The sequence below is a fragment of the Kitasatospora arboriphila genome, from assembly GCF_039528095.1.
GTDB lineage: Bacteria > Actinomycetota > Actinomycetes > Streptomycetales > Streptomycetaceae > Kitasatospora > Kitasatospora arboriphila.
In genome coordinates this window covers 1-21,327 of the sequence record NZ_BAAALD010000021.1, presented here as the reverse complement: position 1 = coordinate 21,327, position 21,327 = coordinate 1, and the positions used below count along the sequence as shown (strand labels likewise).

21 protein-coding genes are annotated in these 21,327 nt (G+C 74.6%); 11 read left to right on the top strand and 10 right to left on the bottom strand.

Annotated features, from left to right (window positions below; genetic code table 11):
- Positions 1-35: 35 nt before the first annotated feature.
- The 4 genes from ABD353_RS40410 to ABD353_RS13720 form a co-directional block, all read right to left on the bottom strand.
- Positions 36-539, bottom strand: coding sequence for a helix-turn-helix domain-containing protein (locus tag ABD353_RS40410; RefSeq protein ID WP_425555152.1), 504 nt, complete (start codon positions 537-539; stop codon positions 36-38).
- A gap of 5 nt (positions 540-544) precedes the next feature.
- Positions 545-1,492, bottom strand: a complete 948-nt coding sequence (locus tag ABD353_RS13730; RefSeq protein ID WP_344623841.1) for a TRM11 family SAM-dependent methyltransferase — start codon at positions 1,490-1,492, stop codon at positions 545-547.
- Positions 1,493-1,533: 41 nt separating this feature from the next.
- On the bottom strand, positions 1,534-2,310 hold the full coding sequence (locus ABD353_RS13725) for a hypothetical protein (protein ID WP_344623840.1): 777 nt from the start codon (positions 2,308-2,310) through the stop codon (positions 1,534-1,536).
- 120 nt (positions 2,311-2,430) lie between these two features.
- Positions 2,431-3,084: a hypothetical protein gene (locus ABD353_RS13720; RefSeq protein WP_344623839.1), complete on the bottom strand. Its 654-nt coding sequence runs from the start codon at positions 3,082-3,084 to the stop codon at positions 2,431-2,433.
- 760 nt (positions 3,085-3,844) lie between these two features.
- On the opposite strand from ABD353_RS13720, the gene ABD353_RS13715 reads away from it, so the two are divergent.
- The 11 genes from ABD353_RS13715 (at position 3,845) to ABD353_RS13665 (ending at position 16,957) form a co-directional block, all read left to right on the top strand.
- The gene (locus ABD353_RS13715) at positions 3,845-4,612 is read left to right on the top strand and encodes a hypothetical protein (RefSeq protein ID WP_344623838.1); all 768 of its coding nucleotides are present in this window, start codon (positions 3,845-3,847) and stop codon (positions 4,610-4,612) included.
- Between the two features lie 233 nt (positions 4,613-4,845).
- A complete protein-coding gene (locus ABD353_RS13710; RefSeq protein WP_344623837.1) occupies positions 4,846-5,214 on the top strand; it encodes a pilin in 369 nt (122 codons plus the stop codon).
- Positions 5,211-7,130 (top strand): conjugal transfer protein TrbL family protein, encoded by a 1,920-nt coding sequence (locus ABD353_RS13705; RefSeq protein ID WP_344623836.1) that lies wholly within the window; start codon positions 5,211-5,213, stop codon positions 7,128-7,130. The genes ABD353_RS13710 and ABD353_RS13705 overlap by 4 nt, the downstream gene beginning before the upstream one ends.
- The gene (locus tag ABD353_RS13700) at positions 7,127-8,041 is read left to right on the top strand and encodes a PrgI family protein (RefSeq protein ID WP_344623835.1); all 915 of its coding nucleotides are present in this window, start codon (positions 7,127-7,129) and stop codon (positions 8,039-8,041) included. Before ABD353_RS13705 ends, ABD353_RS13700 begins: the two co-directional genes overlap by 4 nt.
- Complete coding sequence (locus ABD353_RS13695) at positions 8,038-9,783, top strand: VirB4 family type IV secretion system protein (protein WP_344623834.1); 1,746 nt, start codon at positions 8,038-8,040, stop codon at positions 9,781-9,783. The genes ABD353_RS13700 and ABD353_RS13695 overlap by 4 nt, the downstream gene beginning before the upstream one ends.
- Positions 9,780-12,146: a DUF8128 domain-containing protein gene (locus ABD353_RS13690; RefSeq protein WP_344623833.1), complete on the top strand. Its 2,367-nt coding sequence runs from the start codon at positions 9,780-9,782 to the stop codon at positions 12,144-12,146. Before ABD353_RS13695 ends, ABD353_RS13690 begins: the two co-directional genes overlap by 4 nt.
- An 8-nt stretch (positions 12,147-12,154) precedes the next feature.
- Entirely contained in the window at positions 12,155-13,138 is a 984-nt protein-coding gene (locus tag ABD353_RS13685; protein WP_344623832.1) for a replication-relaxation family protein, read from the top strand.
- 8 nt (positions 13,139-13,146) lie between these two features.
- The gene (locus tag ABD353_RS13680; RefSeq protein ID WP_344623831.1) at positions 13,147-14,091 is read left to right on the top strand and encodes a C40 family peptidase; all 945 of its coding nucleotides are present in this window, start codon (positions 13,147-13,149) and stop codon (positions 14,089-14,091) included.
- Between the two features lie 94 nt (positions 14,092-14,185).
- Entirely contained in the window at positions 14,186-14,470 is a 285-nt protein-coding gene (locus ABD353_RS13675) for a DUF7662 domain-containing protein (protein ID WP_344623830.1), read from the top strand.
- A 271-nt stretch (positions 14,471-14,741) separates the two neighbouring features.
- Positions 14,742-15,980, top strand: coding sequence for a hypothetical protein (locus tag ABD353_RS13670; RefSeq protein WP_344623829.1), 1,239 nt, complete (start codon positions 14,742-14,744; stop codon positions 15,978-15,980).
- A 233-nt stretch (positions 15,981-16,213) separates the two neighbouring features.
- Entirely contained in the window at positions 16,214-16,957 is a 744-nt protein-coding gene (locus tag ABD353_RS13665; RefSeq protein ID WP_344623828.1) for a MarR family transcriptional regulator, read from the top strand.
- A 173-nt stretch (positions 16,958-17,130) separates the two neighbouring features.
- Here the strand turns inward: ABD353_RS13665 and ABD353_RS13660 are convergent, their stop codons facing one another.
- The 6 genes from ABD353_RS13660 to ABD353_RS13635 form a co-directional block, all read right to left on the bottom strand.
- Entirely contained in the window at positions 17,131-17,763 is a 633-nt protein-coding gene (locus ABD353_RS13660; protein ID WP_344623827.1) for a hypothetical protein, read from the bottom strand.
- 148 nt (positions 17,764-17,911) lie between these two features.
- Complete coding sequence (locus ABD353_RS13655) at positions 17,912-18,184, bottom strand: hypothetical protein (RefSeq protein WP_344623826.1); 273 nt, start codon at positions 18,182-18,184, stop codon at positions 17,912-17,914.
- A 236-nt stretch (positions 18,185-18,420) separates the two neighbouring features.
- Positions 18,421-18,837, bottom strand: coding sequence for a hypothetical protein (locus tag ABD353_RS13650; RefSeq protein WP_344623825.1), 417 nt, complete (start codon positions 18,835-18,837; stop codon positions 18,421-18,423).
- 118 nt (positions 18,838-18,955) lie between these two features.
- Entirely contained in the window at positions 18,956-19,474 is a 519-nt protein-coding gene (locus tag ABD353_RS13645; protein WP_344623824.1) for a hypothetical protein, read from the bottom strand.
- A gap of 100 nt (positions 19,475-19,574) precedes the next feature.
- Entirely contained in the window at positions 19,575-20,048 is a 474-nt protein-coding gene (locus ABD353_RS13640; protein ID WP_344623823.1) for a hypothetical protein, read from the bottom strand.
- Positions 20,049-20,157: 109 nt separating this feature from the next.
- On the bottom strand, positions 20,158-20,970 hold the full coding sequence (locus ABD353_RS13635; RefSeq protein ID WP_344623822.1) for an SPDY domain-containing protein: 813 nt from the start codon (positions 20,968-20,970) through the stop codon (positions 20,158-20,160).
- Positions 20,971-21,327 lie beyond the last annotated feature (357 nt).

Sequence of the window (21,327 nt, the reverse complement as noted above, 5' to 3'; positions counted from 1 at the left end):
GCAGATCCCGACTGGTAAGCGCATGTGACAGTCGTTCAGGCCCGGTGGTTCCGGGGCCTGTTGCCGACCCGGATGATGTCGTCGAGGTCCTGCTGACTGAAGCGGAGGTGGCGTCCGAGGAGGGTGGAGGGGATCAGCCCGGCGGCGGCTTTCTTGCGCAGCCACGAGGCGGGAATCTGGAGCAGGGCGGCCGCCTGCTCGGGGGTGAGCAGGAGATGGCCAGGAGCCGGACAGGGTTCACCGGCGGATCCGGCTTGAGACGAGGTCTGCTGGGCGGCCCGGGCGGAGGCTGGGTGGCGCTGCTGGGGGCGGCGTACCGACGGCTGCGCTACCGAGGCACCGGGCTGCGGCAGACCGAGAAGACTGGCCAGGCCCCCGCCGGGGTCGGGCTGAACCGGACCAGGGGCCGCGGGGCTGCCAGGGTTGTCAGGATGGGTAGAGTCGGCCGCCGCGGCGCTGGTTCCCTTCCCGCCCTGCCTACCGGTCGCCGGGATGGGGCCTGACAGGCCGGGGTGACCCGGCCTGCCGCTGGCGTTCATGCTGCTCACGCGGACCGCCGGTGAGCGGTGTCCGGCCGGTTCTCATGGCCCGTGACCTGTGGCTTCACCGTTTGGAAGACGAGGACGTCCTCGTGAACGATCAGGTGCATGGGCACGCCTGCGGTGCGGGCGGCGCGGACGTTCTTGAGCTGGAAGAACGAGGGCCGGGCCACCAGGTGGCCGTCGCGGACCCCGGCGAGCAGGGCGATGCAGCGCTCGACGGGGACGAGGCCGGCGGCCTGTCCGGCGGCGATGACGGCCGCGGGCAGGTCGACGAGTTCGCCGTGGTGGCGCCAGGGCCGGGCGGTGACGGCGACATAGGCGCGCGGGGCGAGCAGCGGCAGGCAGCTGGTGAGGATGGCGGTGAACGCCTCCAGCAGGTCGTCGGTGGGGGCGTGGGCGAGGTTGGCGGGGTGGTCGCCGTAGGTGGTGTCGAACTTGCCGATGCCGGGCCGGCCGCTCTCGCGGGTGGAGCGGACCTGGCCGTGGACGGAGGCGCCGTAGGGCGGGGAGGTGAGCAGGAGCCGGGCGCGGCCGTAGTGCTCGGCGCCGATGACGGTGTGGGCGCGGCGGGCGTCGCCGGTGCGCACGCGCGCGCGGCCGGTGGCTCCGGCGGTGCGGGCCTGCTGGAGGTTGGCCCTGGCCACGGCGGTCCAGCGGCCTTCGAGTTCGACACCGGCGGCGTCGCGGCCGAGGTGGACGGCTTCGACCAGGGTGGTGCCGATGCCGCACATCGGGTCCAGGACGAGGTCGCCGGGGGCGGTGTAGGTGGCGACGGCGTGGCGGGCGATCGCCGGGAGCATCTTGGCGGGGTGGGCGGCGGAGGCCGGGGTGTAGCGGCCTCGGCGCTGGTTGCGGGCGTCCTGCTGGGCGGTGACCCACACGGAGGTGGGGAGCTGGGCGAGCGTCAGCGGGGCGGGCAGGGCGGCGCTGTTCCGGGGGTCGGTGGTCATACGGGTGCTCCTCGCGGCGGGTGGTTGGGGGCGGGGTTGGTTCAGGGCTTGGTGAAGACGAGGAGGTCGCTGTGGATGAGGGCGTGGCGGCCGGCGCCGGGGCGGGCGTGGCGGCAGGCGCAGTCGGGGCCGTGCTGGGCGGGTGCGGCGGTGGCGGGTACGAGGCGGCCGTCGGCGGCGGTGGCCTCGACGGCGGCGATGTGCTGGAGGTAGGCGAGGCCGGCGGCCTGGGCGTGGGCGACCAGGTGGCCGCAGGCGTCCTGTCCGGCACTCTGCCGGGAGGCGGTGACGAGGATGCCGCCGGGCTGCAGTGCCCGGGCGCACGATTCGGCGAGCGCGGCGAGGGCGGCCGGGGTGGCGCCGTGGTGGGGCGCGGCGATGGCGAGGCGGGCGCGTCCGCCGGCCCGGTCGGCGCCGGACGGCAGGCTGCCCGGGGCGCCGCGGCGCAGTACGGCGAGGGAGGCCACTTCGGCGGCGTTCTCGCGCAGGGTGTCGTAGGCGCGGGCGGCGGCCGGGTTGGTCGGGGCGAAGGCGAGGACCTTGCGGCGGGCCTGGACGGGGGCAATCAGGCAGGCGGCGTTGCCGGCCTCGGGCACGTACACCAGGTCGCTGGGGGCGGAGAACGCCTCGGTGACCTGCCGGGCGAGGCCGAGCGGGAGCCGGTTGGCGCAGGCGGCGTCCGCCGGGCCCTCGCACGCGGGGCAGCAGCCGGTGAGCGGCTCGGTCAGCCAGACGGACAGGGGGACGGTGCTCTGGCCGGCGACGGTGCGGGTGCGGCCGGAACGGACGGCAGTGGGGGCGGGACGGGTCTGGTCCATGGGCGGGTCGGCCCGACGGCCGCCGCGTGACGCTGACACCCATACAAACCGCCGCGGGCGCCCATTCCTAACGCACCGCCAGTAGGAGGGAGCCTGGGCGCTGGTCCCGGCCTGCAGCGCCTACCCGGGTCGGCGGCGGCCCTCCGGGGTGAAGGTGAAGGTGTCGGCGAACGGCCCGTCGCCGCAGCGGACCGCGAGGAGAAGCGGCTCGACGCGCGGCGGCGGCCAGGTGTGCCCGGCGCCCGGGTCGGTGCCGTTCCAGAGGTGGAAGAACACCATCGGCTCCTGCGGCGACTCGGACGCATAGCCGAGCACCTTGCCGTAGTAGGGGTTCGTCCCGCCGAACAGGACCGATGGCGGACCGAAGGCAGCCTCCACGTGGGACCACGTCCGGTCCTGCGCAGTCCAGAGAGCAATGGCGGCGCGCAGCTCGGCGTACGCGCCCGCGTCCAGCAGCCGGTCGGTTTCGAGCCAGCCCTGGCGGCGGGCGAACTCGGCGTAGACCGAGGCCGTGCTGCACCCGTGATCACCGGGCAGCAGGTCCTCGAACGCCCCGCTCACCCCGACGCTGGTCCAGGCCCCGCGCCGGTCAAGGGTCTCTCTCAGCTCCTCCCATGCCTCCGGGCGGCGCTCCGCGGCGAGCAGGTGGTCCAGCACCAGCCGGATACCGGTCTCCCGGCCCATCATCCCCGGGCGGCGCAGGGCGAGGTTGAGCCGCTGGAGGAGGTATGCGTGGATCTCCTCGGAGGAGGCGAGCTCTTGACGGACGGTCATGCCGTCAGTCTTCCGCATGGCATTGTCGGGCGGCTGCTTCGGGCCGGCGTCTGACCACAGGCTGGTAAGGCGGTGCGGTCAACCAGTCGCAGCATTGTTTGCCCGCCGCGTATCTGCGCAGTTCAGAGACCGAATGGGGCAGGTGTGGGGCACTCCTCCACAGGAGCTTTGGTTGCGCTCAAGAGGCTGCTGGAGGGGCGCCGCCGCCCGTGGGCAGGGTCTGGCCTGGCGGGACGAAGAGAGCGGCGCTGTCGGCATCCTCGGTCCAGCCCCACTCGTCGGCTGTGATCGCCGCTGTCCTGCCCCTGGAGGTGATCAGCCAGGCCGGCACCTGCTCGGTGAGCGGTGTACCTCCCGGCCCCTCGTCCTTCCAGTACGCCCTGCCAGCCCCCGCTGGGGACGGCGGCCACGATCTGGTCCGCCTGTTCGAGCTGGACGGCCCGGCACCGGTCGGACAGGAGGCGGCGGGGTGGGGTGGCTGCCTCTGGTGCAAGAGGTCGGGCGAAGGAATTTCGGGTTCTTCCTGCATGCTTCCGCCGCACTGCGCCGACGACGGAGGCCGGGAGTATCCGCAGGTCAGCAGTCGATTGGGGCGCTCGTGGGGCGGCTCTCCACAGGCAGTGGGCCGTATCCGCCCCAGGGGTGCCCCATCGCTGACCCGCAAGCGGCAGATCTTGGTTCCGGATGTGCCCCAACGGGTCCGGCGGACTCGTTCCCGGGCGGCACGGTGCCGCCGCGAGGGACGAGAGGAACCACTGCGATGGACGCGATCACCACTGCCGGGATGGAGCCGCTGCGGGTGCTGGAGGCGGAGCTGATGCGGCTGGTCGAGCGGCCGCGGCCGCTGACGCTCGTGGTCGGGGACCTGGCGGCGGGGCTGCCGGAGCACCCGATGGACATGGCGGAGCTGCGGGCGCTGCTGCTGCACCCGTCGGTCGGCTACCAGGCGCGCGGGCTGGTCTGGGTGCGGCTGGTGAAGATGACCGGGTGGAGCGGGCGGCGCGGGGAGGAGTGGCGGACGGCGGTGTGTGCGATGGCGCTGCCCGGGCTGTGGCGGACGGCGGCGCGGCTGCGGCGTACGGCGCCGGACGTGTCGCAGCACGACGTGCAGCAGGCCCTGCTGGCCGGGTTCTGGGAGGCCCTGGTGGATCTGCGGGGACGGGTGGACGGTGTCGAGGAGCCGGGGCGGATCCCGGCGAGCCTGTGCTGGGCCGCCGACCGGGCGGCCCGGCGGCTGGAGGACGTCGAGCGCAGCCACCGGGCGCTGCGGGCCGGGCTCGGGGAGTGCCCGGACGGAGAGCAGGGGCCGACGCCGGTGCACCCGGACGAGCTGCTGGACCGGGCGGTCGAGCGCGGGCTGCTGACCCGTGCCCAGGCGGAGCTGATCGCCCGGACCCGGCTGGAGAGGGTTCCGGTGCGGGTGCTGGCCGAGCAGGAAGGCGTGACGGCGGAGGCACTGGGGATGCGTCGGCACCGGGCGGAGGTACGACTGGTGCGGGCGGTCCGCGCCGGGCTGCTGACGTCCTGACGGGACGTCCGTTAGAAACGCTCCTCCCTAGCGGTTTGTGAGGGGTGAGAGGGCGCTGCCGGGCCGTTCAGCGGTCCGGCGGGCGGCGGGGAGTCCGCCGCAGACGCTGACACCGCTGCCCGCCGCCACCCGGTCCCGTGAGGGAGGTGACGGCCCGATGGAGTTCCCCGCCGCCCGCCGGACCCGCCCGGGCGCCCTCTCCCCCGTGCCCCGCCTGATCCCAGGAGTCGTCCATGGCCGTTCGTCCGTGCCCCAGGCCCCGGCGTCCGCCGCGGTCCCCGTACGCGCTGCCCGCCGTGCTGTCGCTGGCGGTCCTGCTGGTGGTGTTCGCCCTGGCGGCGGTCGCGTTCGCGGACCCGCCGTCGCCGCCGAGCGTGGACCAGGTGTTCAAGAACATCACGCTGTGGATCGTCGGGATCGTCGCCACGGTGGCGACGACGTTCCTGACGATCGGCGGGCTGCGCTACCTGCTGGCGAGCGGCGACCCCGGCGAGGTCGAGAAGGCCAAGGGCGCGCTGCGCTCGGCCGGGATCGGGTACATGATCGCGATCCTGGCGCCAGTGATCCTGGACATCCTCAAGTCGCTGGTCGGCGCGAAGTGACGCCCCGCTCCCGGCCCGCGCCGTTCGGCGGGTGGCTGATGGCGGCCGTGGTCGCCGCGACGGCGGTGGCGCTGACGGTGGTGCTGGCGGCCGGCGCATACGCCGACCCGCAGCCCGCACCGGCTCCGGGACCGACCGGCGGCGCACCCGCCGTACCGGTCGTGCCGACGGCGCCGGAGCCGTCGCCCGGGCTGACGTCCGCGCCGCCGGTGACCACGCCCTCGCGGCCGCTGCCGGTACCGTCTCCGTCCCCCGGCCCGGCTCCGCCTGCGGAGGCTCCGGCGACGGACGACGGTTCGGACGGCGGGGTGGCGTTCTGGGACATCCCCGGTCAGGTGAAGAAGGCCATCACCGGCTGGATCGCCGATCTCCTGCGGCCGCTGGTCGTGCCGCTGGTCAACGCTGTGGTGCACGCACTGCTCACCGTCCCGGACGTCACCGCCCTGCCGAAGGTGCGCGAGCTGTGGCAGAAGCTGCGGATGCTGGCGCTCGGCCTGTACGGGCTGCTGGTGCTGGCAGGCGGGATCACCGTGATGGGGCACGGCACCGTGCAGCAGCGCCACGGCGCCCGGGAGCTGCTGCCGCGGCTCGTGTTCGGCATCGCCGCCTCCAGCCTGTCCCTGACGACCTGTTCGATGATGCTGAACCTCGGCAATGCAGTCAGCTGGGCCATCGCCGGGGACGCGATCAACGCGGACTCCGCGGCCGCCGCGCTGGTGGGGATGCTGCTCGCGCAGGTGAACACCGCCACCGCGCCGCTGTACAACCTGGTGTTCGCCCTCGTCCTGCTGACGCTCGCCTGGACACTGCTGGTCACAGCGCTGGTGCGGCTCGCCGCGGTGGTCGTGCTCACGGTCGCCGCGCCGCTGATGCTCGCCTGCCACGGCCACCCGGCCACCGACGGCATCGCCCGGATGTGGTGGCGGGCCTTCACCGGCTGCGCCGCCACCCAGATCGTCCAGTCGATCGTCTTCCTGGTCTGCATGCAGGTGCTGCTGGATCCGGAGAACACCGGCGTCTTCGGCATCCCGGCGGCGGGCTCGCTGGTGAACCTGACGGTGCTGTGCGGCACGCTCTACCTGCTGGTCAAGGTCCCCGGCTGGATCAGGTCCGTCGCCGCGAACCCGGCGCGCGCGATCACCAGCGGCGGGTCCCGCTCCGGCGGTCTGTACACGCTGCGGAAGGTCGCGGTCGGGGCGCTCGGCATGCCGATGGGCCCGTACGCCTTCGGTGCGCAGTTCGCCGGACGGCTGCGGACGCTGCGGACCGCCCGGTCGGCGGCGGGGTCCGGCCGGCCCCGCGCGGGTGGCCCGGTGCCGCCCCGCCGACGGCCTGGCGCTGGCGGGCCCGCGATGCCGCCGCCCGCCGGGCCCTCGGGGAACGGGCCGGGACCAGGCCGCCCCGGTACAGGCCGACCGGGCGGCACCGGGCCCAGGGCCGGCTCCGGCCCGGGCGGGACCGGAGGCGCTGCGCGGCCCGGTCCCACCGCCCCGCCCTCCGGCGGAACCGGCTCTACCCCGAACAACCCGGGCACAGGCGCCTCCGCGGCGGCCTACCAGTGGGGCCGTCCGCGGCGGCACACCCCCGGCAACCAGGTTCCGGCGCCTGCACCACCACCACGCGGTATTACCGGCAGCGGCCCCGCTCCGGGAGCACCGCCGAATCCACCGGGGCCGCCCCAGCCGACGGGCGGCCTACCAGGCCCGCTGCCTCCGCCGCCCGGTCCGGGCAGCGGGCCGAAGCCGCCACCATCGCCGCCGCCTCCGCCCGCGGTCCGGCCGACGTCCGCCTCGAACCTGCGGCCCGCCCGCGTCAATCTGCCGCCCCCGCTGCCGCGGCCGGCCGTCCTGCGCCCGCCGCTGGACAGCGGCCCGCCCGGTCCCGGCCCCCGCCGCCGTCGAAGGAGGAATCCGTGAGCAGCCGCCCCGCCGGGGACGAGGTCTGGCCCTCGCCCGTGAAGATCCCCGCCGATGTCGACCGGGAGGACACGGTCCTCGGGCCGCTGACGGCCCGCCAGGCTCTGCGGCTGGGCGCCGTCGCCCTGGTGCTGTGGCTCGGCTACCAGGCGGCGCGCCCGTTCGTTCCACTGCTGTTCTGTGCGGCGGCGGCCCTGCCTGTGGCCACCGCCGCCGTGCTCGCGGTGCTCACCCGGCGCGACGGCCTGGCGCTGGACCGCTGGCTGGCCGAAGCCGTACGCCACCGCCGCACCCCGCGCCGCCTGGCCCCGACCGCCCGGCCGGGCCAGGACCCGAACCGGCTCCGCCTTCCGGTGGCGGAAATCGCCCCGGACGGCACCGTCGGCCTGGGCCCCGACGGATGCGCCGTACTCGCCGAGGCGGGCACCGTGAACTTCGCGCTGCGCACCGGCGGCGAGCAGCAGGCGCTCATCGCGGGGTTCGGACGGTGGCTGAACTCGCTCACCGGCCCGGTGCAGGTCCTGGTGCGCACCCAGCCGCTGGACACCGCCCCCGCAGTCCTGGCGCTCCGGCGGGCGGCGCCCGGGCTGCCGCATCCGCTGCTGGAGCAGGCGTGCCTGGCGCACGCGGAGTTCCTCGCGGAGCTGGCGGAGGGCCAGGACCTGCTGCACCGGCGGGTGCTGCTCGTCCACCGCGAGCCGGGCACCGACCGCGGGGCTGCGGCCCGGGTGCTGCGGCGGGCCGAGGAGTCCACCGGTCTGCTCGCTGCCTGCGAGGCGGCGGGCCGGGTGCTGGACGGTAGTACGGCGTACGGGGTGCTCGCCGCCGCGTGCGATCCCGGCATCCCGGTCCACCCGCGCCCGGCCCTGCCCCACTCCCCCGTCACCGCGGCCGAAGGAGCCCCCTGGTGAAGCACACCGCCCCGCCGCAGGAGCAGGATGCCGGGCTCGGCCCGGACTCGGTGCAGGTCGAGCCGCGCGTGATCGCGGTCGGCGACCTGCTCGCCGCCACGCTGATCGTCACCGGCTACCCGGCCGAGGTCGGCCCCGGCTGGCTGGAGCCGCTGCTCACCTACCCGGGCCGCCTGGACGTGTCGCTGCACGTCGAGCCGGTGCCCGCCGCCACCGCCTCCGCGCGGCTGCGCAGGCAGCGCGCCCGGCTGGAGGCCAGCCGCCGCATCGGGCACCGGCGCGGCGGCCTGGACGACCCGGAGACGGAGGCCGCCGCCGCGGACGCGGCCGAGCTGGCCTGGCGGGTGGCGCGCGGTGAGGGCAAGCTCTTCCGCGCCGGCCTGTACCTGACCGTCTACGCCCCGGACCGCGAGCAGCTCGCCGGCGAGCTGTCGGCCGTGCGGGCGCTGGCGGAGTCGATGCTGCTGCGCTGCCAGCCCGCGACATGGCGGATGCTGCAGGGCTGGACCACCTGCCTGCCGCTGGGCACCGACAGGCTGCAGGCCGTCCGCACGTTCGACACCGAGGCCCTGGCCGCCTGCTTCCCGTTCGCCTCCCCCGACCTGCCCCGGTCCGCGGCGGGCAGCGGCAGCGGCGTGGGCGAGGTGCTGTACGGGCTCAACGCGGCCGCGTCCGGGATGGTGCTGTGGGACCGCTTCGCCCAGGACAACCACAACTCCGTCACCCTGGCCCGCTCGGGCGCCGGCAAGTCGTACCTGACCAAGCTCGAAGTACTCCGGCTGCTCTACCAGGGCGTCCAGGTCCGCGTCGTCGACCCGGAGGACGAGTACGCCCGCCTGGCCGACGCCGCCGGCGGCACGGTCATCCGCCCCGGTGCGCCCGGTGTGCGCATCAATCCGTTCGACCTCCCGCCCGACGGCACGCCGGACCCGCTCACCCGCCGTGTGCTGTTCCTGCACTCCTTCCTCGCCGTCCTCCTCGGCCAGGCGTTCCCGCCCTCCGAGAAGGCCCTGCTGGATGCGGCTGTCCTCAGCGCTTACCGCGCCGTCGGCATCACCGGCGACCCCGCCACCCACCACCTGCCCGCACCGCTGCTCTCCGGCCTCGCCGCCGCACTCGCCGGCATGGAGGACCCGGCTGCCGGGCGGCTCGCCGCCCAGCTCGCCCCCTACACCACGGGCAGCCACCGGCAGCTGTTCGACGGCCCCACCACCCACCGGGCGGACGGGCATCTGGCCGTCTACTCGCTGCGCGAGGTCCCCGACGAGCTGAAGCCCGCCGCCACCATGCTCTGCCTGGACGCGGTCTGGCGCACCGTCACCGACCCTGCCGACCGCCGGCCCCGCCTGGTGGTGATCGACGAGGCGTGGCTGCTGATGCGCGACGAACACAGCGCCCGGTTCCTGCACCGGATGGCCAAATCCTCCCGCAAGCACTGGGCCGGGCTGGCCGTGGTCACCCAGGACACCGCCGACCTGCTCGCCACCGACCTCGGCCGGGCCGTCGTCGCCAACGCCGCCACCCAGATCCTGCTGCGGCAGGCCCCGCAGGCGATCGACGCGGTCACCGAGGCATTCCGGCTCTCCGCAGGAGAAGCCGCCTACCTCCTCACCGCGCCGCGCGGCGAGGCACTGCTGTGCGCGGGGCCCGGACAGCGCGCCGCCTTCACCGCCGCCGCCTCCCCGGCCGAGCACCGGCTGATCACCACCGACCCCGGCGAACTCGCCGACGGCGAGCGGTGAGCGCCGCTCTGCCGGGAGGACTGCTCGGCACCTACCTCTCCGATCCCCTCGCGTTCTGGCAGCACACCGCACGGCTCCTGCTGCCCGCCGCACCCGCCGCCGCAGTCCTGGCCGCCGGCTGGCACACGGCCAGGCATCTGCTGCACCGGCGTCGGCAGGAGCGTCTGACCGCCGGCGGCACCGCGTGGACCGTCCTGCTGCCGCCCGCCGTCGAAGCCGCGGCGGCCGAAGCCTTCTGGAGCCACCTCACCGGCCTGCTACGCCCCTGGTATCGGCGCCTCACCACCGGACAGCCCCACCTCGCCTTCGAATACCGGTTCACCAGCACCGGCCTCGCCGTCCGCTTGTGGGCACCCGGGTGCGTCCCGCAGGCGCTGCTGCGCCGGGCCGTCGAAGCGGCCTGGCCCGGCGCCCACACCCGCATCGAACAGCCCTCAGCCGGTCCGGCGAAGGGGGCGCAGTACTGCACCGGCGGCGAACTCCGCCTGACCCGGCCCGAGATCCTCCCCCTGCGCACCGCGCACGACGCCGACCCGCTGCGGGCTCTGCTCGGCGCAGGGGCGGCCCTGCCCGCGGGCGCCGAGGCAGTGGTCAGCGTCCTGGCCCGCCCCGCCACCGGGCGGCGCGTGCACCGGGCCAAGCACGCCCTGCGCCGCCTGCGGGCCGGCGCCGGAAGCCCCTCCCGGGCAGGCGCGTTCCTCGACTTCCTCACCCACCGGCCGTCCCGCGCCGCCTCCGCCGCCCGCGATCCCGAGCAGGGCGGCGAGCTGCGCGCCGCCCTGGCCAAGGCTGCGGGTCCGCAATGGGAGACCGCGATCCGGTACGCCGTCAGCTTCCCGGCCGGTGAGGGCGGTGAAGACGCCGCGCGGACCCGGGCGCGCGGACGCGCCCATGCCGTCGCCTTGGCCTTCGCCGTCCACTCGGGCCGCAACTTCTATGCCCGCCACCGCCTTCGCCGTCCCGCCGAACGCACTGCCGCCCGGTGCTTCCCGCTCCGCGGGGACCTGCTGTCCGTCCCCGAGCTCGCGCACATCGCCCACCTGCCGCTCGATGCCGAGGCCCCCGGCGTCCAGCGGGCCGGGGCGCGCTCGGTCCAGCCGCCGACTGCAGTCTCCTGGCCAGGGCCGGACGCCAAACCGCTCGGTACCGCCGACACCGGGCCCGCCCGGCCCGTCGCCCTCGCCGTCCCGGACGGCCGCCACCACCTGCACATCATCGGCGCCACCGGCTCCGGCAAGTCCACCCTGATGGCGTCCATGGTGCTGGCGGATGCCGTGGCCGGACGCGGCGTGCTGGTCGTCGACCCGAAGGGCGACCTCGTCCACGACCTCCTCAGCCGCCTGCCCGCCTCCGCGCTCGGCCGGACCGTCCTCATCGATCCCGGCGACCGCGGCCTGCCGCCCCGCCTCAACGTCCTCGAAGGCCCGGACGCGGACGTCGTCGTCGACAACCTGGTCGGCATCTTCCGCCGCATCTTCACCGCCTTCTGGGGTCCGCGCACCGACGACGTCATGCGCGCCGCCTGCCTCACCCTCATGGCGGCCGCGCGCACCGCGAACAGCACCGTCACGCTCGCCGACATCCCCCGCCTGCTCACCGAGCCCGCCTACCGGCGCCGCGCCACCGCCGGCATCGACGACAGGGTGCTGCGCGGCTTCTGGCACTGGTACGAGCAGCTGTCCGAGCCGTCGCGCGCCGCCGCCACCGGCCCGCTCATGAACAAGCTCCGCGCGTTCCTGCTCCGCCCGTTCGTCCAGAACACCATCGCCGCCGGGCCGTCCACCTTCGACCTCGCCGACGTCCTCGACGGGGGCATCGCCCTCGTCCGCCTCCCCAAGGGCGTCCTCGGCGAGGAGACCGCCCGCCTGCTCGGCTCCTTCACCGTCGCCAAGACCTGGCAGGCCGCCGCCCGCCGCGCCGGCACCGGCGAGCACGCCCGCCGGGACGCCGCGCTGTACCTCGACGAGTGCCACAACTTCCTCACCCTCCCCTACCCGCTGGAGGACATGCTCGCCGAGGCCCGCGGCTACCGGCTCTCCCTCGTCCTCGCCCACCAGCACCTCGCCCAGCTCCCCCACGACCTGCGCGAAGGAATCTCCGCCAACGCCCGCTCCAAGATCGTGTTCAACGCCTCGCCCGAGGACGCCCGCGACCTCGAACGCCACACGGCACCGAACCTCACCGCGCACGACCTCTCCCACCTCGGCGCCTACCAGGCCGCCGCCCGCCTCGTCGCCGCCAGCGCCGATACCCCCGCCTTCACCCTGCGCACCGCCCCGCTCCCGCCACCCGTACCCGGCCGCGCCGCCGAAGTGCGCCGCTCCTCCCGCCACCACTACGGCCCCGGCCACCCCAACCCGTAGGAGAACCCGTGCCCGCACGCGCCCGCAGCACCGACCTCGCCCGCCTCGCATCCCGGCTCACCGGCCGCGACCTGTGGCTGCTCCACCTCCTCCTAGAGCACCGCGTCCTGACGACCGGCCACATCACCGACCTCGCCTTCACCGGGCGCCGCTCCGCCAACCGCCGCCTCGCCGACCTGCGCGCCCTCGGCCTCACCGACTCCTTCCGCCCCCACCGCCGCACCGGCAGCCACCCCGCCCACCACGTCCTCGGCCGACTCGGCGCCCAGCTCCTCGCCGCCCGCCACGCCACCACCCCCGCCGCCCTCGGCTGGCACCCCGAACTCGCCACCCGCACCGCCTACTCCCCCTTCCTCGCCCACGACCTCGGCGCCACCGCCTTCTTCACCCGGCTCGCCCACCACAGCCGCACCCACCCCGACAGCGGCCGCCTCACCGCCTGGTGGTCCGAACAGCGCTGCGAGCACCACTGGGGCGACCTCGTCCGCCCCGACGCCTACGGCCACTGGCAGACCCCCACCGCCGCCGCGTCCTTCTTCCTCGAATACGACACCGGCACCGAACCCCTCACCCGCCTCGCCGCCAAACTCAACGACTACGCCGAAGCCGCCGCCACCACCCGCACCCGGCCGCTCGTCCTGTTCACCCTCCACAGCACCCGCCGCGAACAGACCCTCCACCAGCGCCTGGACGGCCACGACGCCCTCGCCCGGATCGCCGCCGCCACCACCGCCCGCGACCTCCCCGCCGCCTGCGCCGCCGACCACCACCCCGCCGCGGCCGTCTGGCTCCCCGTCGGACGCCCCGCCCACCGCACCCGCCTCGCAGGCCTTCCCGCCGCCTGGCCCGTACCCGAACGCCCCTGGACCGCACCACCGGACACCACCGCCCCCACAGCCCACTCCGGGCCCGGCAGCGACCGCGGCCACCCATACATCCCCGCGCCACCGCCCCTGCCGCCCGGCAACGCCGACCAGATCTACGACTGGTAGAGCCCGCATTGGCCTCCGCCGGCACCCGCATCGCCGTCAGTGCCGGAGTCGGCTGCCTCGCCTTCCTCACCCTGGCCGTGGGCGCAGCCACCGGAGTCGTCACAGCCCTCACCGGCGGCACCAGTGCCGGGGCCGCGCCCAGCGACAGCGCACTCGCCGACATCCCGCCCACAATGCTCGCCCTCTACCAGCAAGCCGCCCCCACCTGCCCCGGCCTGCCCTGGACCGTCCTCGCCGCCATCGGCAAAGTCGAGACCGACCACGGCCGCGCCCCCAGCCTGGTCTCCACCGCCGGAGCCGTCGGCCCCATGCAGTTCCTCCCCGCCACCTTCCAGCAGTACGCGCTACCCGTCCCGCACGGCGGCGCCGAACCGCCCACCCCCTGGGACCCGGCCGACGCCGTCCACGCCGCCGCCCGCCTGCTGTGCGCCCACGGCGCCCGCGGCGGACACGACCTGCAGGCCGCGGTCTACGCCTACAACCACGCCCAGTGGTACGTCGACAAGGTCCTCGCCCAGGCCGCCGCCTACGCCGGCACCACCGGCCCCGGCCGCCCCGCACCCGCGCCCAGCCAGGCCGCGGCCACCGCAATCGCCTTCGCCCGCGCCAGAATCGGCACGCCCTACGAATGGGGCGGCACCGGCACCCCCGGCCACGGCTACGACTGCTCCGGCCTCACCCAGGCCGCCTACGCCGCCGCCCGCATCCCCATCCCCCGCGTCGCCCAGGACCAGTACAACGCCGGCCCCCGGCTCCCCGCCGGAACACCCCTCCTCCCCGGCGACCTCCTCTTCTACGGCAGCTCCCCCGCCGCCATCACCCACACCGCCCTCTACACCGACAACGGCCGCATCATCGAAGCCCCCCGCACCGGCATCCCCGTCCGCGAAGCCCCCTACCGCCGCCAGGATCTGCACTTCGTCGGCGCCACCAGACCCACCGCCCGGCGCTGAGTCAGCAGATGTCCGCACCGACCGTCAGCACAACATGGTTCACTTGCTCCGGTCAGCCGCCGCACCGGCACGCGCCCGAACAGGAGCTGGGAGAATGACCGAGGGCAAGTACGGACCCCTGCGTGCCTACCTTGAACTTGCCGCTGTTCGCAGTGATTCAGCCATCGAGCTGGATTTCTCCTTCATCGACGAACTGGTCGGCGGCCTGCCCTCCACCGCTCGCACCAATCCTGGATGGTGGGCGAACAACAGCCATGTCCAGGCAAAGGCATGGCGAGACGCGGACTGGCACGTCGAGAGCAGGAACCTCCGTCAGGAACGCATCCGCTTCGCCCGCGGCCGCATCGGCGGCACCTACGCCCAGCGCACGCAGACCTGAACCGTCAGGACCCCGAAACCTGCCTCACGACACGGCAGGCAGGACTGCCCGATGCGGGCCACACGCTGCATTGTCGAGTCCGAGCCGAGCTCGTCAAGGCGGCAGAAGAACGTAGCCAGGCCAGGGCGGGCGAAGGTAGCGTCAGGCAGGCCGAGGTCTTCCGGACGGGCAGTGTGAGAACTTCCACCATCGGAAGACCTCGACTCCTGCCCGGCCACTGCCGTGCACACCGCCCACGCCCTACTGCGAAGAGCCGTCTCAGGAGCCGACGATGAATGACGACGTTCAGCTGATCAGCGACGGCGACGGCCTGGCGGTCATCGGAAGTCCGGCAGCTGTTGAGCGCTTCCTCGTCTCCGAAGGGCTGCCGTCGAAGGACCTCGGACTGCCGAGGCTCGGATCAACCCTCAGCGCCGCGGCCGGGGCCGCGCAGGCAGCCTCCGAGATTGCGGCCAACTCGGGTCGCTGGGTGAAGCTGACCGAGCAGTCCGCGCAGGCTCTCAAAAAGTACGGGCTGATGAAAGGCTCACATGCGGGCGCCAGCCGTGCCGTTCTGACGAAGAACGGCAGGATCAAGGGACTCCTCGAACTGACGCGGACGCCCGGATCGCTTCTGACCAACCCGGCGTTTCTGGCCGGTGCCGCGGGGCTCATGGCGCAGCTTGCGATGCAGCAGACGATGGACGAGATCACCGACTATCTCGCCGCGATCGACGAGAAGGTCGACGATGTCCTCCGCGCCCAGAAGGACGCAGTGCTGGCAGACATGATCGGAGCGGGCTTCGTCATCGAAGAGGCCATGACCGTTCGGGAGCATGTAGGTCGGGTCTCCGAGATCACGTGGTCAAAGGCGCAGACAACATCGACGACGATCGCGCGGACCCAGGCCTACGCGTTGCGTCAGCTTGACGCGCTCGCCGAGAAGATGGAGCGCAAGACAAAGATCGGCGATCTCGCCAAGGCGTCCAAGGACGCAGAGTCCACAGTTCGGGAGTGGCTCGCGGTACTGGCTCGTTGCTTCCAGCTGCACGACGCGATCACCGTGCTCGAACTCGACCGCGTGCTGGATTCGTCTCCGGATGAGCTGGAACGGCATCGCCTCGCACTCCGGGCTGCCCGGCAGAACCGGATGGAGCTCATCTCACGTAGCACCGAGCGACTGCTGGCCCGCGTGGATGCGGCCGTCGACACGGCCAATACGAAGGTGCTACTGCACCCGACCGCGTCCCCAGCCGTGGTGCAGTCCGGCAACCATGTCGCGATCGCCGTTGTCGACTTCCACGGGCGGCTCGGGATCGAGGGCGGTCGACAGTCGTTGGACGCGAGACGATGGGGGGCCGCGGCCGCGGAGGCGAGGGACAAGGTGCTCGAGACGGGGGCAGAGGGCGTCGACGCCGCCAAACGCCTTGGCGCCGAGACCCTCGTCCGGGCCAAATCGGTGACGGGCAATCTCTCGAGCGGGTTTGCCGAGCGAGTGCTCCGTAGGCGCGGGGACGGCGAGGAAGACTGAGAGAACGGCACGAACGCACCGACGGCAAACCGGTCGCTACGGGAAGCCGACGGCTTCGGGCCCTCCGGACAAAGAGTCACTACACCGGGCAACCGGCTTGACTCCGCGGCGGCGACCAAGCGTCCATGGACCCGGCCCGCAGCATGCGGTGCGCACCGCGCGGGCCCGGCGGCACCCGTCACCGCCCCGGCCGGGGACCCCTACTCCGCTACGGAGCCATGGAGGCCCCACTCATGACCACCACGACGAACAGCAGTCCGGCGGCCGTCACCGCGCTCACCGGCCCGGCCGCCGCCGTCTTCACCGAACTCCACAGCACCGACGGCGGTGCCACCGTCGCGGCCCTCGCCCTCGCGGCCGGTGTCAGCCGCTCCACCGCCGGGAAGGCCCTCACCGCCCTCGAGAGCGCCGGCCTGGCCGTCCGCACCCGCGGCGGCAACGATCGGGTGCGGCGCCTCCCCGACATCTGGCGCCTCAACAGGACCAGCACCGCACCCCCGGCCGGCACCGACGACACCGGCTCCAGCGGCGCTCCGGCGAACGGCAGCACCGGGGACACGGCCCCGGCGGCAGACGGGGACCGGACGGACAGCCGGGGCGACGAGCCGGCTCCCGGGACCCCGGCACCCGCCGCCACCGGCCTCGCACCGGCCGCCACGCCCCCCGCGCCGCCCGCCGTAACGCCCGCCGTGGCACCCGGGCAGCCCTGCCCCACCTGCGGCCACCGCAGCCGCCCCGGCGGCCCCCGGGCCGCCACCAGCGGCGGGCCCCGGCTCGCCCAGGGCGAGCTCCACCGGATGGTCCTGGACCACCTCCGGGCCCACCCCGGGCAGGACTTCACCGCGACCGGCATCGCCAACGCCGTCGGCCGCTCCTCCGGCGCGATCGCCAACGCCCTGGCCACGATGACCACCCGGGGCGAGGCCGAGCAGACCAGCGCCAAGCCCCGCCGCTACCGCGCCACCGAGCAGGACTGACGGCACCGCAGAGCCCGCCCGGGCCCGGGGAGATGACTTCATCTCCCCGGGCCCCACCGCTCACCTGGCCGGTACAACCCGGCTCAACCCCGGCGGTCGCCGCCGCGCCGGGGAAGCGGGCACCGTTCTCCGGCCCGACCGCGCCGACTCCGGCGACAGACGCGCCTACGGCATCAGTGTGCGGCCGGCCCGGGCAGGTCCAGGCAGCGGGCGAGAACGGCAGTGACCCCGGCGGCATGGCCCGGCAGGTGCCGTACCGCCCAGTCGGCGGCCAGCTGGAGGAAGTCGGCCAGGCCGCGTTCGGCGCCGGTGAGCAGGCGGCGCAGCTCGGCTGCGGACAGGTCGATGACCGGGCTGTCCTCCCGGTCGGCGTCGGCGGTCAGCCGGACGGTGCCGCCGTGGCGTTCGGCGTGTGGTGCGGGGTCGTGGCCGAACCAGGCCTGGCCGTCGCCGTCGAGGACCTGCAGCCAGGCGCGCCATTCCTCGAGTCCGTTGCAGCAGCCGGGCAGCAGGGCTGCGCCGGTAGCTGTGTCGGTGACTCGCAGACCACCGGGGGCCAACGGCGTGTCGACGGTGAGCAGGCCGTGCAGGAAGGCCCCGACCGGATCGGCAGGCCGCGGCGTACAGCCGTCCTCCTCCGGGTCGGGATCGTTGTAGTCGGCGATCCGCATCACCGCCGTACCGACCTCGGCCGTGTCGAGTCGGCCGCTGAGCGGCAGATAGCCGTACCGCTCGACCGCCGCGACCGGCCACAGGGCGAAATCGCCGGGAGGAAAGACCTCCAGGACCGGATGCATCATGAACATCCGGGCAGTCTGCCGCACCTCCCGCCCACCCCGCCTCCCGATTGCCGTGCCCCGCCGCGCTGCTGGGAGGGCAGCGCGGCGGGGCGCAACAGTCCGAAAGGGGCCGGTCTCCCGGGACCGGACAGGTTCCCGGTGCCGCGGGGGCGGATCAGGCCGCGCCGGTGAGGCCGCTTCCGGGCTCCTCGTGCAGCTCGACCCAGACCTCGGGCGGGAGGTAGCCGATCTGGCCACCGTCGCCGATCCAGACGGCTCCGGTCGGCACGCTGCTGGGAGCCACCTGGATCCCGGGAGTGGCGGTGACGGCGCCGACGTAGTGCTCGAAGGGCCACTCCGGGGAGAGGGCGAGGCGGACGGGGGTGCGCGGGTCGTGGCGGGTGAGGCTGGCGATCAGGTCGGCAACGGTGAGGTGGCGCTGGGGCATGAGGGTGGTCTCTCCTGTGCTTCGGGCGGAAGGGTTGCGGGACCGCTCCGGCTCTGCGCTCGGCCGCCGCGGTCCCGCCGGTGGCCGGGCGGTCTGCTGGCAGGCCTCGTCCTGGGCAGGCGCCGGGGCGCGGACCAGCGGGGGATCCGGTGCTGCCCCGGCCGCGGCGGAGCCGGCCCGGGCCCGGGCCACGCCCCGCCGCCGGGGGCGGCAGGTGTGCGGCCCGGAACCGGCGGTCAGCTGGCCTCCGGAGGCGGGGTGTTGAGCTTGCGGTAGGTGTGGAGGAGCTGGCGGAGGTGGCGGGTCTGGGTACGGGCTACGGCGCCGAGGAGGTCCAGTTCGGCGCCGGTGGCGGCCATCACCGGCTGGTCGGCCGTGCTCAGCGCCCGGCCCGTGGCGGCCGCTTCGAGGCGGTCTCGGGCCCGGGCGGCGGTGCAGTGGAGTTCCTCGGCGGTGTCGTCGAGATCCTCCGCGGTGCGGGTGATGATGACGAGGAGGTGGTCGAGGGCCTCGCCCCGGCCGGTTCCGCGGTGCGGGGACGCCGCGAGGTGCGCGGTGATGAGGTCGGCGGCCAGCGCGCTGCCGGGCGCCGGGGCCTGGCCGGAGGCGGGCTGGTCCGGGTGCTGCGCGGCCGTGGTCTGGTGGATCGACATGTGGTGGTCCCTCTCTGTTCGGATGATGGCGGGTGGCAGCGGGCGGTGGTGCCCACCGGGGCGTGGCACTGCCCGGGGCTGGCGGGGCCGCCCGCGGGGGGCGGCCCAGGGCTTCCGGTCATGCGCCGGGTCCGTATGTGCAGGCGCCGGAGTGGCCGCGGTCGTCGGCGAAGCTGTAGGAGACGCCCTCCGAGCCGGAGCCGCAGTCCGGGATCTCCAGGGGCCGGTCGGCATCGGCGAGGTCGGCCAGGTTGGCGATGTCGCGGACCGGGACTTCTGCGCCGCAGACCGGGCAGGCACCGAGCAGGCGGACCGTGTCGTCGTCGTAGAAGGGGTCGGCGATGCTGAACCGGTAGGAGGCGGCCGGATCGGCGGGGTCGGCGGCCGCGAGGATCACCGCAGCGTGGGCCAGGGTTGCGCGGCGGTCGTCGTCGGCAACGGTGACCGCGGTCGGCGGGATGCCGAGGAGAGAGGCGATGCGGAGCCGGGCGCGGACCCGCTCGCTGGCGTGCAGGCGGGGGTCGGGCTCCGCTTCGACGGCTGCGCGGACCATGGCGGCGGCGCGGCGGGCGCGCTCGGCGAGGGTGGCGGCGCCTGCGGGCGTCATGGGGCCGGGGGCAGCGGGTGCTGCTGTCATGGTGCTTCCGTTCCGGGCAGGGGCGGCCGGGCCGGTGGGATCCGGCCGCCGGGTGGTCGTCAGGTTGTGCGGAGTGGGGCCGCTTCCGGGCAGCGCTCCGTCAGGCCCGCAGGGCGGCAGGCAGCGGTGCGGCCGGGTCGGTGTTCCAGGGCAGGAGGTGGCTCGCCCACTCGGTGCGGGTGCTCTTCCTCCAGTCGGTGCGGATGACCTCCAGGCCGTCGGGCCGCAGGAGGTAGATCCACTCGTGCCACAGCGGGTCAGCCGTGTCGTGGGTGATCAGCTGGGCGGGGCCGGACCAGCGGCCGTGGCAGTAGCACTGCTCGGGCGGGGCGTACGGGTCCTCGTACGGCGCGGGGCGGCCGCCCGGGGCGGGTACGGCGGGGCCGAGCCTGCTCCATCCGGCGGGGTGGTCGTCGAGGTAGTGCCGGGCGGCGGCACCGGGGTCGCCCCCGTACAGCCGCTGCACGGTGGTGAGGAGGACCGGGACCCGGCGGTCGGGGTGGCCTCCGCTGTGGACGTAGCGTCCGGCGAAGCCGCCGGGGGCGGGGCGGGCGATGATCGAACGGATGCTCATGGTGCGTCCTCCGTCTGGTCGGCGGGGGCTTGCGGGTGGCAGGCTGGGCGGGGTACCGCCCCCGATTTGGGCGGGGGCGGTACCGCCCGGCCGGTGACCGGGCCTCCGATCAGGTGAGGGTGATGTGCGGGCGGGCCGCGCTGGGGATCTGGTGCTCCTCGCGGACCAGCGGGGCGGGGTCGACCAGGGCGGTCACGAAGGCGGCGATCAGGTCCGCCGGGGTGGCGGTGGAGAAGACCGCCTCCCACAAGGGCCTGCGGTACGGGGCGGGGGCGGCCCAGACCGTCCAGCGGGCGGCGCGGTCGTTGAGGATCTCGTCCTCGGGGCGGCTGTTCACCGGGGTGCGCAGTTCGATGGCGGCGCGGCCGTCGGGCGCGGTGAGGCGTGTGAGGACGCGGCCGGTGCGCCGGGTGGCGTGGTCGAGGTCCCATCCGGCGGCGCGGGCGATGGCGAGGATGCGGTCGCTGTCGCTCCCGAAGGGGGCCCGCGGCCCGGCGATGCGGGGCGAGTCGGGCCGGTACGCGGCGGCCCAGGCGGTGGTGAAGGCCCCGATGTACTCGTACGGCACGTAGTCGTCGAAGGCCGCCATCCAGGTGCGGGGGCTGTGGTGGTCGGGGCGGGCCCAGGCCTTCCAGAGGCCGACCGGCTCGGGGTTGGCCTCGGGCAGGAAGCCGAGGTAGGCGCGCCCGCAGGGGCTGGTGAGGTGGCAGTTGGCGAGGTCGTCGCTCCAGGCCTGCCAACCGGCCTGCCCGGTCAGGGGGTTGAAGGCGTCGTCGGCCACCGTGCCGGGGCCAGCGAGGTAGCCGGGGGTGACGAGGCGCTCCCAGGCGGGGCGCGCGGCGGGGAGGATGTCGGCGGCCTGCGAATCCGTGGCGGGCAGGTCGGCGCCGGGCTCCGGGGCGGTTCCGCTGGTTTCCGTCATGACAGAATTCACCTCTCAAGGGAAATGGAAGGGGAGGCCCGCAATTCCAGATTTCCGGCCTGGACGTTAATTACATCCGCCGGTTTTCCCGGGCACACTCCAACCATAGGGGATCGCCGGGGACGCATGAATACCTGAACCGGGCTTGAAATTGCTGGAATTTCCGGGATTTCACGACGCCTTGGGTCGCAGAATTCGGAATGCTCGACGCCTTCTGTCGTCGATTCCCAGCCGCGCGACCGAATCGCAGCCGGGCTCCCGCGGCACGGCCGGTTCACATCACCCGATCGGGTGATAGTTCCGCGGCCCCGGGCGGGCGGCCCCGGGCGGGCGGCCCCGGGCGGGCGGCCCCGGGCG